The organism is Dyella sp. BiH032, from assembly GCF_031954525.1.
Taxonomy (GTDB): Bacteria; Pseudomonadota; Gammaproteobacteria; order Xanthomonadales; family Rhodanobacteraceae; genus Dyella_D.
The window spans coordinates 102327-118447 of sequence record NZ_CP134867.1 but is presented as its reverse complement, the minus strand read 5'-3'; the positions used below and the strand labels follow the sequence as shown (position 1 = coordinate 118447).

Genomic DNA, 16121 nt, shown 5'->3' with positions numbered 1-16121 from the left:
CAACGGCAGCAAAAATTCTTTGCTGCAGGTGTTGACGGACAGGAAAGACGATGTAGAATGGGCGGCTCACCCGGGACGAAATGTTCTGGAGCGATTCGAAGAAAGAGTCGCAAGTGATTGATCTTTGACAGTGTGCGCAGGTGACTTGTGTGGGCGCCTTGCGGTGGATGGAACAACTGTCCACAAATGCAAGCGTCTAACCTAAGAGTCAATTCAAAGCTTGACGTTTTACGGTTAGGACAACGCTTCAGAAAGATAGATCGACTTCGGTTGATCGAAAACTTAAGTGAAGAGTTTGATCCTGGCTCAGATTGAACGCTGGCGGCATGCCTAACACATGCAAGTCGAACGGCAGCACAGTGGAGCTTGCTCCATGGGTGGCGAGTGGCGGACGGGTGAGTAATGCATCGGGACCTGCCCAGACGTGGGGGATAACGTAGGGAAACTTACGCTAATACCGCATACGTCCTACGGGAGAAAGCGGGGGATCTTCGGACCTCGCGCGGTTGGATGGACCGATGTTCGATTAGCTAGTTGGTGAGGTAATGGCTCACCAAGGCGACGATCGATAGCTGGTCTGAGAGGATGATCAGCCACACTGGGACTGAGACACGGCCCAGACTCCTACGGGAGGCAGCAGTGGGGAATATTGGACAATGGGCGAAAGCCTGATCCAGCAATGCCGCGTGTGTGAAGAAGGCCTTCGGGTTGTAAAGCACTTTTATCAGGAGCGAAATACTACCGGCTAATACCCGGTGGGGCTGACGGTACCTGAGGAATAAGCACCGGCTAACTTCGTGCCAGCAGCCGCGGTAATACGAAGGGTGCAAGCGTTAATCGGAATTACTGGGCGTAAAGCGTGCGTAGGCGGTTTCTTAAGTCTGCTGTGAAATCCCCGGGCTCAACCTGGGAATGGCAGTGGATACTGGGAAGCTAGAGTGTGATAGAGGATGGTGGAATTCCCGGTGTAGCGGTGAAATGCGTAGAGATCGGGAGGAACATCAGTGGCGAAGGCGGCCATCTGGATCAACACTGACGCTGAGGCACGAAAGCGTGGGGAGCAAACAGGATTAGATACCCTGGTAGTCCACGCCCTAAACGATGCGAACTGGATGTTGGTCTCAACTCGGAGATCAGTGTCGAAGCTAACGCGTTAAGTTCGCCGCCTGGGGAGTACGGTCGCAAGACTGAAACTCAAAGGAATTGACGGGGGCCCGCACAAGCGGTGGAGTATGTGGTTTAATTCGATGCAACGCGAAGAACCTTACCTGGCCTTGACATGTCTGGAATCCTGCAGAGATGCGGGAGTGCCTTCGGGAATCAGAACACAGGTGCTGCATGGCTGTCGTCAGCTCGTGTCGTGAGATGTTGGGTTAAGTCCCGCAACGAGCGCAACCCTTGTCCTTAGTTGCCAGCACGTAATGGTGGGAACTCTAAGGAGACTGCCGGTGACAAACCGGAGGAAGGTGGGGATGACGTCAAGTCATCATGGCCCTTACGGCCAGGGCTACACACGTACTACAATGGTCGGTACAGAGGGTTGCAATACCGCGAGGTGGAGCCAATCCCAGAAAGCCGATCCCAGTCCGGATTGGAGTCTGCAACTCGACTCCATGAAGTCGGAATCGCTAGTAATCGCAGATCAGCTATGCTGCGGTGAATACGTTCCCGGGCCTTGTACACACCGCCCGTCACACCATGGGAGTGAGTTGCTCCAGAAGCCGTTAGCCTAACCGCAAGGAGGGCGACGACCACGGAGTGGTTCATGACTGGGGTGAAGTCGTAACAAGGTAGCCGTATCGGAAGGTGCGGCTGGATCACCTCCTTTCGAGAACGACAGAACCTCCTCCGCAAGACGTCCACACAAGACACCTGCATATCCGCATGTAAAAGACATGCCTGGCCCATCCCATTCGATGTGGGGGCCTATAGCTTTATGGGTCTGTAGCTCAGGTGGTTAGAGCGCACCCCTGATAAGGGTGAGGCCGGTGGTTCGAGTCCTCCCAGACCCACCACTTTGGGGCCATAGCTCAGCTGGGAGAGCACCTGCTTTGCAAGCAGGGGGTCGTCGGTTCGATCCCGACTGGCTCCACCAGTTCACGCGGATATGTAGCGCACACGAAAAGATTTTGAAGCGAGACGGCACTGTGGCCGCTTTCGTGTTCTTTGACAATGTAAACGAGTGACAAGCGTCTTGGTTTGAAACCAAACCGAGATGTGTCGTTGAGGCAATTAAGCGAACGCGTTGTTTGGCGTTAGCCCTGAGGCGACTTGGGGTTATATGGTCAAGCGACCAAGCGTATACGGTGGATGCCTTGGCGGTCAGAGGCGATGAAGGACGTGGCAGCCTGCGAAAAGTGTCGGGGAGCTGGCAACAAGCTTTGATCCGGCAATGTCCGAATGGGGAAACCCACTGCTTCGGCAGTATCCAGTACTGAATTCATAGGTGCTGGAAGCGAACCCGGGGAACTGAAATATCTAAGTACCCGGAGGAAAAGAAATCAACCGAGATTCCGTCAGTAGCGACGAGCGAACGCGGACTAGCCCAAAAGCACAGCATGTTTTAGTCGAAGGGTCTGGAAAGGCCGGCCATAGCGGGTGATAGCCCCGTAGGCGAAAAGGCACGTTGTGTGAAATTGAGTAAGGCGGGGCACGTGAAACCCTGTCTGAACATGGGGGGACCATCCTCCAAGGCTAAATACTCCTGACCGACCGATAGCGAACAAGTACCGTGAGGGAAAGGCGAAAAGAACCCCGGAGAGGGGAGTGAAATAGACCCTGAAACCGTATACGTACAAGCAGTGGAAGCCCGCAAGGGTGACTGCGTACCTTTTGTATAATGGGTCAGCGACTTACTGTCAGTGGCGAGCTTAACCGTCTAGGGGAGGCGAAGGGAAACCGAGTCTGAATAGGGCGCATAGTCTCTGGCAGTAGACCCGAAACCGAGTGATCTATCCTTGGCCAGGTTGAAGGTGCGGTAACACGCACTGGAGGACCGAACCCACATCTGTTGCAATAGATGGGGATGAGCTGAGGATAGGAGTGAAAGGCTAAACAAACTCGGAGATAGCTGGTTCTCCTCGAAAGCTATTTAGGTAGCGCCTCGTATGTATCTTCCTGGGGGTAGAGCACTGTTATGGCTAGCGGGTCATCGCGACTTAGCAAACCATGGCAAACTCCGAATACCAGGACAGACTGTACGGGAGACACACGGCGGGTGCTAACGTCCGTCGTGAAAAGGGAAACAACCCAGACCCGCAGCTAAGGTCCCAAAGTTAGTGCTAAGTGGAAAACGATGTGGGAAGGCATAGACAGCCAGGAGGTTGGCTTAGAAGCAGCCACCCTTTAAAGAAAGCGTAATAGCTCACTGGTCGAGTCGGCCTGCGCGGAAGATTTAACGGGGCTAAGCACTACACCGAAGCTCGGGGTGCACACTTTGTGTGCGCGGTAGAGGAGCGTTCCGTAAGCCTGTGAAGGTGGGTTGAGAAGCCTGCTGGAGGTATCGGAAGTGCGAATGCTGACATGAGTAACGATAATGCGGGTGAAAAGCCCGCACGCCGAAAGCCCAAGGTTTCCTCGCGCAACGTTCATCGGCGCAGGGTGAGTCGGCCCCTAAGGCGAGGCAGAAATGCGTAGTCGATGGGAAGCCGGTTAATATTCCGGCACTTGTCTGCAGTGCGATGTGGGGACGGAGAAAGTTAGGTCTACCGGGCGTTGGTTGTCCCGGGGAAAGGCGGTAGGTGGTGATCTTTGGCAAATCCGGGATCACATACACCGAGCACCGAGACGAGCCCTATTGGGCGAAGTGACTGATACTACGCTTCCAGGAAAAGCCACTAAGCTTCAGCTGCAGAGAAACCGTACCGTAAACCGACACTGGTAGGCAGGGTGAGAATCCCAAGGCGCTTGAGAGAACTCGGGTGAAGGAACTAGGCAAAATGGCACCGTAACTTCGGGAGAAGGTGCGCCCTTTTTGGTGGCTACATGCGTAGCTGAGCTGAGAAGGGTCGCAGTAACCTGGCCGCTGCGACTGTTTATCAAAAACACAGCACTCTGCAAACACGAAAGTGGACGTATAGGGTGTGACGCCTGCCCGGTGCTGGAAGGTTAATTGATGGGGTCAGCCGCAAGGCGAAGCTCTTGATCGAAGCCCCAGTAAACGGCGGCCGTAACTATAACGGTCCTAAGGTAGCGAAATTCCTTGTCGGGTAAGTTCCGACCTGCACGAATGGCGTAACGACAGCGGCGCTGTCTCCACCCGAGACTCAGTGAAATTGAAATCGCTGTGAAGATGCAGCGTTCCCGCGGCAAGACGGAAAGACCCCGTGAACCTTTACTACAGCTTCACACTGAACGTTGAGTTCTTCTGTGTAGGATAGGTGGGAGGCTATGAAACCGAGACGCTAGTTTCGGTGGAGCCATCCTTGAAATACCACCCTGAAGTGCTTGACGTTCTAACCTAGGTCCGTAATCCGGATCGGGGACCGTGTGTGGTGGGTAGTTTGACTGGGGCGGTCTCCTCCCAAAGAGTAACGGAGGAGCACGAAGGTACGCTCAGCGCGGTCGGACATCGCGCACTGTGTGCAAAGGCATAAGCGTGCTTGACTGCGAGATCGACGGATCAAGCAGGTACGAAAGTAGGTCTTAGTGATCCGGTGGTTCTGTATGGAAGGGCCATCGCTCAACGGATAAAAGGTACTCCGGGGATAACAGGCTGATACCGCCCAAGAGTTCATATCGACGGCGGTGTTTGGCACCTCGATGTCGGCTCATCACATCCTGGGGCTGTAGTCGGTCCCAAGGGTATGGCTGTTCGCCATTTAAAGTGGTACGCGAGCTGGGTTCAGAACGTCGTGAGACAGTTCGGTCCCTATCTGTCGTGGGCGTTGGAGATTTGAGGGGGGCTGCTCCTAGTACGAGAGGACCGGAGTGGACGTTCCGCTGGTGTTCGGGTTGTCATGCCCATGGCATTGCCCGGTAGCTACGAACGGAAGTGATAACCGCTGAAAGCATCTAAGCGGGAAGCACGCCCCAAGATGAGATCTCCCGAGTCCTAGAGACTCCTTAAGGCCCCATCTAGACTAGGTGGTTGATAGGCGCGGTGTGGAAGTGCAGCAATGCATTGAGCTTACGCGTACTAATGAGCCGTGCGGCTTGACCATATAACCCCAAGACGCTTCGCAGCTCAGCGAGCATCTCGCAAAGTTCATCCAAGACGTTTGTCACTCGTTTACTCCATCTGCCGGACCGGCGCTCCCTAGCGCTGTCCAGCACCCTTTCCCTGGCGACGATAGCGCTGTGGTCCCACCCGATCCCATCCCGAACTCGGAAGTGAAACGCAGCTGCGCCGATGGTAGTGTGGCTTGCCATGCAAGAGTAGGTCATCGCCAGGGGCTTTATCCTGAAAAACCCTCACCTCACGGTGAGGGTTTTTTTTATGGCTCTTCCTCAGCCCTTCTCCGGCTGTTTCGCACATAAGCACCTCCAGTGCCTCGACCGCAGCACCCGCTGCACCGTCGCACGATCATCGGGCTGCCGCCCAGCCATGGCGCGAGCGTCACCCTCCCGACGGCATCGGCAATCTTCCGGGCTCGAAAGCTTCGCAGGCTTCCGCGCACCATCGCTTTTGCATCGCCAAAGTCGAGCTTGGCCTATTATTCGTTCACTCCAGGCCACCCATTGGACGCCCGCGTGTTTGTCCAAATCGAAACGAGGCGCCGCCAGCGACAGCCATGGGTGACCATACTGTTGGTCCTGCTCTGCGTCCTGAGTTTCATCGGTTTGGCGATACTCCCGCCACGACAGCGACTTTCCCTGCTGCTCGAATGGGGAACGGTGCCCGCGAATATCTTTGACACCCATGAACCGGTGCTCGCGCAGCTGCACGATTCGTCGTTGCTTCGCTTGGTGACCGCGCTTTTCATCCATGTTGCCTGGTTGCATGTCCTTGGCAACATGTTGTTCCTCGTAATTTTTGGGCTCCCTTCCGAACGCACGTTGGGCGCAACGCGCTTCTTGCTGCTGTTTCTGCTGGGCGGAGTAGTTGCCAATCTGGTTGGAGCGCTATCGCTCGCAGGCGTGCATTCGCCAATCATTGGTTGCAGTGGCGCTGTCTCGGCCGTGCTTGGGGCGTACATTGCCTTGTTTCCGCGCGAACGGTTAGGGCTGGTTCTGCCGTTGGGCCTGTATCTCGAATTCGTGCGTGTGCCGGCATTTCTGCTGATCGGCATCTGGGTGTTGCTACAACTGCTCTTCAGTTACGCCGGCCCCAGCTATGGCGCGGTGGTCTGGTGGACGCACATCGCCGGGTTCCTGTTCGGCGTGATCTTCGCGCTGTTTTCCCGTAGCGCGGTCCTTCGCCGGATGCGTGGATAAAATACGGCCATGCGCCAAAAGAAACTCTACAAGGTCACCTTCCTGCACTTGGGAAAGAGTTACGAGCTCTACGCCCGTCACGTCGCATCGAGCGCACTCTGGGGCTTCACCGAGGTAGGTGAGCTTGTCTTCGAGACGGCAGGCGAGGGATTGGTGGTAGACCCCACCGAGGAAAAGCTGCGCGAAGAGTTCAAGGACACACGGGTACTTCACCTGCCCATGCAGGCGATCGTCCGTATTGAAGAAGTCGAGCGCAGGGGCACCCTGGCGATACGCGACGCGGCCGATGGCCAGAAAGTCATGCCGTTCCCGATGCCGCCCCGGAACGGCCGCTAGCGCTATTGGCTGACCGCAATGCCATGATGCCGTGCGAAATGCCGTAGCAGCCGCCTCGCGATCGGCGTTGGCGCTACCTGCCGGAATGTATGGTGCGGATCGAATCCTTCCCGATGCATATCCATCCGTTTCCGGTGGATGTAGGCACGCATCACGTCCGCATTGAACTCCGGATGGAATTGCACGCTCATCGCATTCCTGCCGTAGCGCAGAAGGTGATGAGGATCGCGCGCGGAACTCGCGAGCACCGCAACGCCCCGAGGTACTTCCAATACGCTCTGTTCATGCGTGGTATGAGCGCGGAAGGAAGATGGAAGCGCCGACGCCACCGGATCATGCCGGGCATCTTGCGAGACCTGAATCGGCAACGTCCCGATCTCTCTGCCACCGGGCAAATAATCCACCCGGCCGCCCAGGGCGTGAGCCATCAGCTGATGGCCATAGCAGACGCCGAACAGAGGCAATTCCACGTCCATGGCGTCCCGGATCCAACCGGCGGTACGTTCACTCCAAGGCGCTCGCTCTGTCACCATCGCGGCAGATCCAGTGATGAGCGCGCCTGCAACTTCCTCGGGTGCGGGCAGCGTTTCGCCCGCGGCGACGTCGATAACCCTCAGACGCGCGACCGATAGCTGCGCCCCGAGGCGGAACCAGTGCGGGAAATCGCCATGGCGTGCGCGGATCGGATCCGGTGCGCGGCCGGTACGGATAATCAGAACTGGCTTCATGAGACTGCGATAACGCTTCTAGTGAGAATGCCCTTCCGGCAATTCGATCGGAGGCAGCACGGTGAGTACCTCCTGCACCGTTGTCAGCCCGCGAGCCACCTGTGCGGCTGCCGAAATGCGCAAGGGGCGCATGCCTTCAGCCAAGGCAGCCGTGCCGAAGCGGCCCAGGTCCAGCTGAGCGGAAATGAGCCCCCTGAGCCGTGCCGACAAAAGCAGCATCTCATAGATACCCGTGCGGCCCATAAAGCCGGTATTCCGGCATTCCAGGCAACCCACTGGCTTGTACACCGTTTCCGGCAGCGGCACCGACCAGCCGTGGGTCAGCGCCGTCCACTCATGGGGATCCTGGCTCGCTGCCTGTTTGCAATGCGGGCACAAGGTTCTCACCAGGCGCTGGGCCACCACGCCGGTCAGCGTGGATTGAATCAGATAATGCGGAACACCTAGATCGAGCAGGCGTGTCACGGCGCTCGGTGCATCATTGGTGTGCAGCGTGGAGAGCACCAGATGGCCGGTAAGCGATGCCTGTACCGCCATCTGCGCGGTTTCCAGGTCGCGGATTTCGCCGACCATGATGATGTCCGGATCCTGGCGCAGCAGCGTGCGTACGCCCGCTGCAAAATCCAAATCGATCGAAGCCTGCACCTGCATTTGGTTCAGCTCCGGCGACACCATTTCGATCGGATCTTCGACGGTGCAGACGTTGAGCTCCGGCGTGGCCAGATGCTTCAGCGTGGAATAGAGCGTGGTGGTCTTGCCCGATCCGGTCGGGCCGGTCACCAGCACGATGCCGTGCGGACGCTCGACCATGCTTCGCCAGCTGACGTCCTCCTCCGGCGAAAAGCCCAGCTGCGAGAAATCCTTCGCGACGATGTCCGGGTCAAAAATACGCATCACGACCTTTTCGCCGAACGCCGTCGGCATGGTGGAGATACGCAGTTCGACTTCGCGCCCGCCGGCCGAACGGGTTTTGATGCGGCCGTCCTGAGGGCGCCGCTTCTCGGCCACGTCCATGCGCGAAAGGATCTTGATGCGCGCCGTTACCGCCGTCATTACGGGCGGAGGCAGCTCGAACACCTTGTGCATGATGCCATCGATACGGAAGCGCATCTGTCCCGCATCGCGTCTGGGCTCTAGATGGATATCCGACGCACGCTGTTCGAACGCGTACTGCAATAGCCAGTCGACGATGTGGACGACGTGCCTGTCGTCGGCGCCGACTTCGCCGCTCTTACCCAGCTCCACCAGCTGCTCGAAATTGAGGATGGCCGACGAGTCGTAGCCGCTCGCCTTGGCATCCTGTGCCAGCTGGATGGATCGCTGCACGCCATAGAACTCGAGCAGATAGCGGTTGATGTCCAGCGGATTGGAAACCACGCGCTTCACGTCGCGGCGGATCATGTGCGACAAGTCAGTCGCCCACGCCGCGTCGAATGGCTCGCAGGTGGCGAAGGTCACCTCGCCCGGCGAAGCCGCGACTGGCAGGATGCGATGACGCGTGGCATACGCATTGCTGACGACCTGGGTCACGGCCGCCACATTGATCTTCATCGGGTCGATCTTGAGGTACGGCAGCCCAGCGTGCGTGGCCAGCCATTCCGTCAGCACTTCGAGACTGAGCGGACGTCCCGGGTCCCGCTGGTTGGGCAACTTGGCGTTGGCGATCAGCACCAGTGGGTGAAGCTCGACCGCCGAGCGGCCACCGCGCACACCCATGCGCACCTCTTTGGCGTCGTCGGCAAGCACGAAGCCGTCCACGACCAGGGCGGCCAGCACGTCCTCGAGGGTGAGCTTGCCGCGCCGGCCTAGCAGGGACGCGATTTGCGGTGAGGCGGCCATGCGTTGGATTCCCCTGGGTTTTCTGTGCGCGATCAGGCGACAAGCATAGTGCGCCGCTATACTAACCCGCTTTATTCCAGGTCACGGAAAGCCATGTCCGCACGCACCTTCCAGGATGTGATCCAGACCCTCAACCGCTACTGGGCGGCCCAGGGTTGCGTGTTGCTGCAGCCGCTCGATACCGAAGTCGGCGCCGGCACGTTCCATCCCGCCACTTTCCTGCGCTCGCTGGGTCCGGAGCCCTGGTCCGCCGCCTACGTGCAGCCGTCCCGCCGTCCGACCGACGGCCGCTACGGCGAGAATCCCAACCGCCTTCAGCACTACTACCAGTACCAGGTGGTGATGAAGCCCAACCCCGACAACATCCTCGAGCTCTATATCGGCTCGCTCAAGGAGTTGGGCCTGGATCCGCTGGTCCACGACCTGCGTTTCGTCGAGGATAACTGGGAGTCGCCCACCCTCGGCGCCTGGGGACTGGGCTGGGAGGTGTGGCTGAACGGCATGGAGGTCACTCAGTTCACCTACTTCCAGCAGGCCGGTGGCCTGGAATGCCGCCCCGTGACGGGCGAAATCACCTATGGCCTCGAGCGCCTGGCCATGTATCTGCAGAACGTGGACAACGTCTATGACTTGGTCTGGACCGAAGGCCCGCACGGCACGGTCACCTACGGCGACGTGTTCCACCAGAACGAGGTCGAGCAAAGCACCTACAACTTCGAGCACGCGAACGTCGCCGAATTGCTGCGCTGGTTCGACGTCTGCGAAGGCGAGGCGAACAAGTTGGTCGCCGCGGGCCTGCCGCTGCCGGCCTACGAACAGGTCATGAAGGCCAGTCATACCTTCAACCTGCTCGACGCGCGCCGCGCCATCAGCGTCACCGAGCGCCAGCGTTACATCCTGCGCGTACGCACGCTGGCCCGCAGCGTGGCCGAGACCTACGTTGCGCAGCGCGAGAAGCTCGGCTTCCCGGGTCTGAAGAACCACAAGCTGTCCAAGGAGCAGGCCGCATGAGCGCCGCCAAGTCATTGCTGATCGAACTGGGCACGGAAGAGCTGCCGCCCAAGGCGCTTGATGAACTAGCGGCCGCGTTCCAGCGCGGCATCTGCGACGGCCTGGCCAAGCGCGGCGTGGAAGCCGGCCTGGATCTGGCCCGTGGGTACGCCACGCCGCGGCGCCTGGCCGTCTACATTCCCCAGGTCGCGGCGACCCAGCCCGAGCAGACTATCGAACGCCGCGGCCCGGCGGTGAATGCCGCGCTGGACGCGGACGGCCAGCCGGGCAAGGCCCTTCAGGGGTTCGCGCAATCCTGCGGCGTCGCCGTCGAGCAGCTGGAGAAGCTGGAGACCGACAAGGGCTCGTGGTTTGTGTTCCGGGCCGTGAAGCCCGGCCAGCCGCTCGCCGCCCTGCTGCCGGAAATCGTCGACGAAGCGCTCAAGGGTCTACCGATTCCCAAGCCGATGCGCTGGGGTGGGCACGATTACAGCTTCGTACGGCCGGCCCATTGGCTGGTCATGCTTCATGGCGCCGATATCGTCGATGGCGAGGCACTCGGCCTGAAGAGTGGCCGCAAATCGCGTGGCCATCGTTTCATGCACCCCCACCCCGTCCATGTCGCCGACGCGGACAATTGGCTGGATGCCATGCGCGCCGCCAAAGTGCTGGCCGATCCGATCGAGCGCCGCCAGCGCATCCGCGACGAAGTGGCACGAGTCGCCCGGGAAACCGGCGGCGTGCCGCAACTCCACGACGCCCTGCTGGACGAGATCGCCAACCTCACCGAATGGCCGGCGGCGATCGCCTGCACCTTCGAGCGCGATTTCCTGGCGGTCCCGCCGGAGGCGCTGGTCACCACCATGGAGACCAACCAGAAGTTCGTGCCGGTGTTCGACGCCGCGGGCAAGTTGACTGAGCATTTCATCGGCATCGCCAACATCGACAGCAAGCAGCCGGCCGAGATCCGCAAGGGCTACGAGCGCGTGATCCGCCCGCGTTTCGCCGATGCCAAGTTCTTCTGGGACGAGGACCTGAAGGCCCCGCTGGCGGCCTATCAGGACCAGCTCAAGAATGTCACCTACCAGCAGTCGCTCGGCAGCCTGTGGGACAAGAGCGTGCGTGTCGCAGAGCTGGCCCGCATCATCGCCAACCGCGTCGGCGTGGATGCCGGCCAGGCGACGCGTGCCGCGGCGCTCAGCAAGTGCGATCTGCTGACCCGCATGGTCGGCGAGTTCCCCGAGCTGCAAGGCGTGATGGGCCGCTACTACGCGCGCCACCATGGCGAAGCCCCCGAAGTCGCCGACGCGCTGGACAGCTACTACCAGCCGCGTTTCGCGGGCGACGCGATCGCCGCCGGCGACGTGGGCCGTGTGCTGGCAGTCGCCGAACGCTTGGATACCTTGGCCGGCATCTTCGCCGTGGGCCTGAAGCCCAGCGGCAATAAGGACCCGTTCGCGCTGCGCCGCGCTGCGCTCGGCCTGGCGCGTACCCTGGTAGAGGGCGGCATCGGCATCGACCTAAAGGCTACTTTTGCCGAGGCGTTGGAACTGATCCCCGAGGCAGCTCTCGCCGCAGGTCTCAAGCCCGGTAAGGACGGCAAGGCACCCGCAGTCGAAGCGGGCAAGCGCCGCGTCGTGTTGGTCGCGGAGCTGTACGACTTCGTCATCGAGCGTCTCCGCGGCTATTACGCGGAGCAGGGTTTCACCTCGGAGCAGTTCGAGGCGGTGCTGGCTGTGTCGCCTGCATCCCTCGCCGACTTCGACCGACGACTACGTGCGGTGGCGGAGTTCGGCCGCCGTCCCGAGGCTCTCAGTCTCGCGGCCGCCAACAAGCGCGTGGCCAACATTCTGCGCAAACAGGCGGAGGAGGCCGGCGCGGCACCGATACGCTCGACGGTAGACGCCGCCTACTTCGAGGCGGATGTCGAGCGCCAACTGGCCAGCGCGCTCGACGCGGCTAGGTCGGACACGGCCGGCGCATTGTCGAACGGGGACTACACCTCGGTTCTGGCGCGCCTGGCTCAGCTGCAAGCGCCTGTGGACGCGTTCTTCGATGGCGTTCTAGTCAATGCCGAGAACCCCGACGTGCGCGCCAATCGCCTGGCGCTGTTGGGGCAGCTGCACGCACAGTTCGCGGCCGTGGCCGACATCGCCAGGCTGTGAGTGGCCCACCCCAGGCATGAAAAACGGCAGCCTTAGAGGCTGCCGTTTTGCTTTGGGACCCCGGACCCTGGATCAGGCCAGATGGCGATCGCGCTTCAGGCGATCAGCCAGCCGATGGTTGAACGCCACCATCGCTGCCGCGTCGACGTCATTGCCGCCCGGCCCGAGGATCTCGTAAAGGTCGGCCAGCAAGTCGGCGTTGTCCGCCAGGGACAGCTGGCTTTCGGCCAGATCCAGTTCCGACTGGAGGATACGCAGCGCCGTGTTCAGGCGGTGGGGATCCATCGCCACTCCGCTGGCGTGCAGGGTATCGGCGGCGGTGCGCAGCTTGGTCCGCTGGCGGTTGGTCAGAGACGTTTCGGTACCGAACTCTTCCCCGGAAGTGATCGTCTCAGACTGAATCATCGAGCCTTCGCCGGCGACCAGCCACACCAGGGAGATCCCCAGCGTCTTGGCCAGCGTCACGCAGCGCGCCCGGGAAGGATCGGTGTTGCCGTCCCGCCAGCTACGCACGACGCCTTCGGAAAAGCCGCACATTCGGGCGATTTCAGTCACGCTGCCCACGCGTTGGATCAGCACCTTGATGCGGTCGGCGAAGGTTCCCGCGTTTTGCAGCGTCGTAGTTATTTGCGTAGCCATGGGGGTCTCCTAGGCGGTCTGGCAGTTGACTTTTACTCAAATGTCTTTCGAGACGCTTACGCCGCATGAAAAAAACGTGTTATCGAAATGTTGGTCCAAGTGAAATCTTGGCCTAATTCCGTAATTTCTTGCGGTAAATCCGTAAGAAAAACGATCTCTGAAATGGGGAAAACGCACGAGTTCCGATCTGGAGTACTCGCGCGGCGCAGCGATTGTGATTGCGGTGGGTCGAAGCCTCCGCGTGTTTGGACTGACCTTTGCAGTCCTACATCGCTAAGAGGAGAAGCCGAATACTTTCCGGCCGCACGTCAACCGTATACCGGCTGCGCTACGCCGCCTTGGCCGTCGCCGCCAGCCTTAGCTTGGGAACAGGCGCTGCCTTGGCCCAGTCCACTTCAGGCGACATCACCGGGTCGGCGACCTAAGCCGCCGGCGAAACGGAGGTGATCAAGAATCTCGACTCGGGCCCGTCCCGTACCGTCGTCATACCGGCCGACGGCAAGTTTCGCGTACCCGCGCTGCTCAGCGGCCGCTATGAGGTGCAGCTCGTGCAGGACGGCAGGGCGTCGGCACGACCAGCGTCACCGCGGTCGCAGGCCAGACGGATCAGGTGAAGCTCGCTTCCACTGCCGAGACACCGGCGGCCAGCGTCACCGTGACGGCCAACGCCGTTCCCGCGATCGACGTGAGCACCGTCGAAGCGCGCACCACGTTCACGGCATCGCAGCCGAATCCGTTTGCCCATGCCGCGACATCGTCAATGTGGCGGCCCTGGCGCCAGGCGTGATGAAGGGCAATGCCGTGTTCGGCAACCTGCGCCGGCTCGGCGGCTCGTCGGTCGCAGAAAACAGGCACGACGTTAACGGCTTCAACGTCACCAACCTGTACAACAACCTGTCGTGCGGCCGGTTGCCGTTCCAGGCGATCGACCAGCTCGAGGTGCAGACCCGCGGCCATGGCGTGCAGCACGTTTCTCCCCCGGCGGCGTGACCGGCGCCTACATCAAGCGCGACACCAACGAATGGAAAAGCGGCATGAGCTGGACAATGGTGCCGAACTGCGCTCGCGAGACTCAGCCGACGGTGAGGCGCGCCAACGGCACGGTCTATCGTAACTACGACAAGAACAGCAACAGCGGCAATGTCTATTTGGCGTGGCTGGGCGGTTCGCTGATCAAGGACAAGCTCATCAGCTTGCGCTCGGCGAGTTCACCAAGGCCACCGGCACCACGTACGGCGGCTCGAGCCCGACCAGCACAGCAACAACGTCACTGAAGCGACGGCGTACGGTAGCTCGACCAAGAGCTCGTACTGTGAAGGCCGATTGGAATTGATGGATGGCGGTATCCCACAACGACAGCTTCGACAACAGGAACGGCAACGGGCAAAGCTTCGTCAAGCAGGACGACATCTGGCAGCCGCGTCTGAGCTTCTACTAGGACGTGCTCGGCGACTTGAGCTTCAAGATGTTCGGCAGCGCCGGCCGCTACTCGCTGCCGATGGCCGCCAATGTTGCGTTGCGCGCCCCGATGGCGTCGTACTCCATCAACAGATCGCGCCGGAAGGCGGCGAGGGACGCACGCCGCGAACCTGGACGGTCAGCCCGAACGTGTCTTACCTGCCGTCGGGGGCGAAGGGCCTGACCATGCGGCTATCGGTCCTCAACCTCTTCAACAACGACAAGCCGCTGCTCCTTTTCGAGCAGTACGAGAACCTCAACAACGGTGCGAAATACACCAACTACAAGCTGCCGAAATACTTCAATTCGCCGCGCTATGCGCGTTTCCAGGTGCAGTACGACTTCTCGCTGTAAGTCTTTACTAAGCACTGCGAAAAGGCCGCCGTTTTCGGCGGCCTTTTTCTTTACCTTGGCGCAAGGATCGGCGCCCATTCAACCATTTGTATTACAAAAGAATAGGTTACGTGATCGGTTTAACTGGTCCTTTATAGACGTCCAAACGGCCTCGTTCAGGCCAGTACTGCGATAGATGTCTCCCTCCGGAACCGTATGGACGGCAAAGCTCCTATTGACTTTTCCGTTCACTTTTTTTTCCGGTATGCTTCGACCCTCCCCCGCGAAATCTTCCGGTGGCACTCGACGCCGGCCTGAGATTCGCGCCCCGTTCCTTGGATCGATTGAGGTTCCACATGCGCAGGTTGGTTTGGTCGCTGATGTCGGTAGCAGCGCTGGCTCTCGCCGGTTGCAATTCTTCTGATTCGTCGCAGCCCGCGGCACAGGCTGGCGGTGAATCCGCGACAGCGGCTTCCGCGGCCGGCCAGCAACCGGTCAAAGCCAATGCGGTCAGCGGTACCGTGGCGCTGCGCGACACCGGCACCCAGGTCTCTCCGCAGGCCAAGCTCGAGCTCAAGCTGCTCGACCCATCTCAGGAAGGTACGCCGCTGGCCAGCAAGACCATCGATCCGGTGGCGAGCCTGCCGCAGTCCTTCGAGCTGGAGTTCAATCCGGCTGACGTGAACCCCAACAGCATGTACATCGTGCAGGCCGTGCTCACCGACGGCGATCGTCGCTACACCGCGCCGCTGCAGTCGCCGGTGCTGACCAAGGGCGCCGGCAACCAGGTGTCCATCCAGCTCGTCGGCGAGCAGACGCCGGGCGAGAAGGAGCTCGCTGCGTTCAGCGCCGTGCAGAAGCAGATCGGCGGCATGAAGATCACCAACGGCACGAAGCTCGAGGACAAGGTCTCCCGCGGCTGGCAGGTGTTCCGCGAAGCAGGCGAAGTGAAGTTCATCCGCGAGCAAGTCGATTACGGCGACAAGGGCTTCACCACCACCGACTATGCCTACAAGGACGGCAAGCCGTGGGTCGTGGTGCAGCAGAAGAAGTCCAGCAAGGACGCCAAGCCCAGCTCCACCGAGCGCGCCGGCTGGAACAGCGATGGCGCCCTGGTGCTCAAGCAGCAGCAGTCCGGCAGCAAAACCGACACGCTGAGCGATGACGACGCGACTAGTCTGCAGAAGCAGGCACAGGCCATTCTGAGCCTCGCGACGGGCGGCAAGAACAAGTAAGCCAGTCCGTCACCGGAACACAA

Annotated in this window: 11 protein-coding genes, 2 tRNA genes and 3 rRNA genes; 12 read left to right on the top strand and 4 right to left on the bottom strand. The window is 60.3% G+C overall.

Annotation, left to right across the window (positions count from 1 at the left end; translation table 11 throughout):
• Positions 1-283 precede the first annotated feature (283 nt).
• The 7 genes from RKE25_RS00475 to RKE25_RS00445 all read left to right on the top strand — a co-directional run bounded on the left by RKE25_RS00475 (position 284) and on the right by RKE25_RS00445 (position 6711).
• A 16S ribosomal RNA gene (locus RKE25_RS00475) occupies positions 284-1828 on the top strand.
• A gap of 110 nt (positions 1829-1938) precedes the next feature.
• A tRNA-Ile gene (locus RKE25_RS00470) sits at positions 1939-2015 on the top strand.
• A 4-nt stretch (positions 2016-2019) separates the two neighbouring features.
• A tRNA-Ala gene (locus RKE25_RS00465) sits at positions 2020-2095 on the top strand.
• 188 nt (positions 2096-2283) lie between these two features.
• A 23S ribosomal RNA gene (locus tag RKE25_RS00460) occupies positions 2284-5162 on the top strand.
• Between the two features lie 118 nt (positions 5163-5280).
• A 5S ribosomal RNA gene (gene rrf, locus RKE25_RS00455) occupies positions 5281-5393 on the top strand.
• Together the 16S, 23S and 5S rRNA genes with 2 tRNA genes alongside form the textbook arrangement of a ribosomal RNA operon.
• Before the next feature lie 343 nt (positions 5394-5736).
• Positions 5737-6375 carry a rhomboid family intramembrane serine protease gene (locus RKE25_RS00450; RefSeq protein ID WP_311840312.1) on the top strand — a complete coding sequence of 213 codons (639 nt, stop codon included), beginning with the start codon at positions 5737-5739 and terminating at the stop codon, positions 6373-6375.
• A 9-nt stretch (positions 6376-6384) separates the two neighbouring features.
• Positions 6385-6711, top strand: coding sequence for a DUF1820 family protein (locus RKE25_RS00445; RefSeq protein WP_311840311.1), 327 nt, complete (start codon positions 6385-6387; stop codon positions 6709-6711).
• 2 nt (positions 6712-6713) lie between these two features.
• On the opposite strand, the gene RKE25_RS00440 is transcribed toward RKE25_RS00445, so the two are convergent.
• Together RKE25_RS00440 and RKE25_RS00435 are read right to left on the bottom strand one after the other, a co-directional pair.
• A complete protein-coding gene (locus tag RKE25_RS00440; protein ID WP_311840310.1) occupies positions 6714-7439 on the bottom strand; it encodes a glutamine amidotransferase in 726 nt (241 codons plus the stop codon).
• An 18-nt stretch (positions 7440-7457) separates the two neighbouring features.
• Positions 7458-9278, bottom strand: a complete 1821-nt coding sequence (locus RKE25_RS00435) for a GspE/PulE family protein (protein ID WP_311840309.1) — start codon at positions 9276-9278, stop codon at positions 7458-7460.
• 93 nt (positions 9279-9371) lie between these two features.
• On the opposite strand from RKE25_RS00435, the gene glyQ reads away from it, so the two are divergent.
• Positions 9372-10289: a glycine--tRNA ligase subunit alpha gene (gene glyQ, locus RKE25_RS00430; protein WP_311840308.1), complete on the top strand. Its 918-nt coding sequence runs from the start codon at positions 9372-9374 to the stop codon at positions 10287-10289.
• On the top strand, positions 10286-12433 hold the full coding sequence (glyS, locus tag RKE25_RS00425; RefSeq protein ID WP_311840307.1) for a glycine--tRNA ligase subunit beta: 2148 nt from the start codon (positions 10286-10288) through the stop codon (positions 12431-12433). The genes glyQ and glyS overlap by 4 nt, the downstream gene beginning before the upstream one ends.
• Positions 12434-12505: 72 nt before the next feature.
• On the opposite strand, the gene RKE25_RS00420 is transcribed toward glyS, so the two are convergent.
• Together RKE25_RS00420 and RKE25_RS00415 are read right to left on the bottom strand one after the other, a co-directional pair.
• Positions 12506-13072 carry a helix-turn-helix transcriptional regulator gene (locus RKE25_RS00420; protein WP_311840306.1) on the bottom strand — a complete coding sequence of 189 codons (567 nt, stop codon included), beginning with the start codon at positions 13070-13072 and terminating at the stop codon, positions 12506-12508.
• A 606-nt stretch (positions 13073-13678) separates the two neighbouring features.
• Complete coding sequence (locus RKE25_RS00415) at positions 13679-14041, bottom strand: hypothetical protein (protein WP_311840305.1); 363 nt, start codon at positions 14039-14041, stop codon at positions 13679-13681.
• A gap of 17 nt (positions 14042-14058) precedes the next feature.
• On the opposite strand from RKE25_RS00415, the gene RKE25_RS00410 reads away from it, so the two are divergent.
• The 3 genes from RKE25_RS00410 (at position 14059) to RKE25_RS00400 (ending at position 16098) form a co-directional block, all read left to right on the top strand.
• Positions 14059-14346 (top strand): hypothetical protein, encoded by a 288-nt coding sequence (locus tag RKE25_RS00410; RefSeq protein WP_311840304.1) that lies wholly within the window; start codon positions 14059-14061, stop codon positions 14344-14346.
• Between the two features lie 334 nt (positions 14347-14680).
• Positions 14681-14884, top strand: a complete 204-nt coding sequence (locus tag RKE25_RS00405; protein ID WP_311840303.1) for a hypothetical protein — start codon at positions 14681-14683, stop codon at positions 14882-14884.
• 335 nt (positions 14885-15219) lie between these two features.
• The gene (locus tag RKE25_RS00400) at positions 15220-16098 is read left to right on the top strand and encodes a DUF1481 domain-containing protein (protein ID WP_311840302.1); all 879 of its coding nucleotides are present in this window, start codon (positions 15220-15222) and stop codon (positions 16096-16098) included.
• Positions 16099-16121: the final 23 nt, after the last annotated feature.

Coding starts and splice junctions, on each gene's coding strand:
- RKE25_RS00445 (WP_311840311.1), top strand. CDS start 6,385: ATGCGCCAAAAGAAACTCTACAAGGTCACCTTCCTGCACTTGGGAAAG.
- RKE25_RS00440 (WP_311840310.1), bottom strand. CDS start 7,439: ATGAAGCCAGTTCTGATTATCCGTACCGGCCGCGCACCGGATCCGATC.
- RKE25_RS00435 (WP_311840309.1), bottom strand. CDS start 9,278: ATGGCCGCCTCACCGCAAATCGCGTCCCTGCTAGGCCGGCGCGGCAAG.
- glyQ (WP_311840308.1), top strand. CDS start 9,372: ATGTCCGCACGCACCTTCCAGGATGTGATCCAGACCCTCAACCGCTAC.
- glyS (WP_311840307.1), top strand. CDS start 10,286: ATGAGCGCCGCCAAGTCATTGCTGATCGAACTGGGCACGGAAGAGCTG.
- RKE25_RS00420 (WP_311840306.1), bottom strand. CDS start 13,072: ATGGCTACGCAAATAACTACGACGCTGCAAAACGCGGGAACCTTCGCC.
- RKE25_RS00400 (WP_311840302.1), top strand. CDS start 15,220: ATGCGCAGGTTGGTTTGGTCGCTGATGTCGGTAGCAGCGCTGGCTCTC.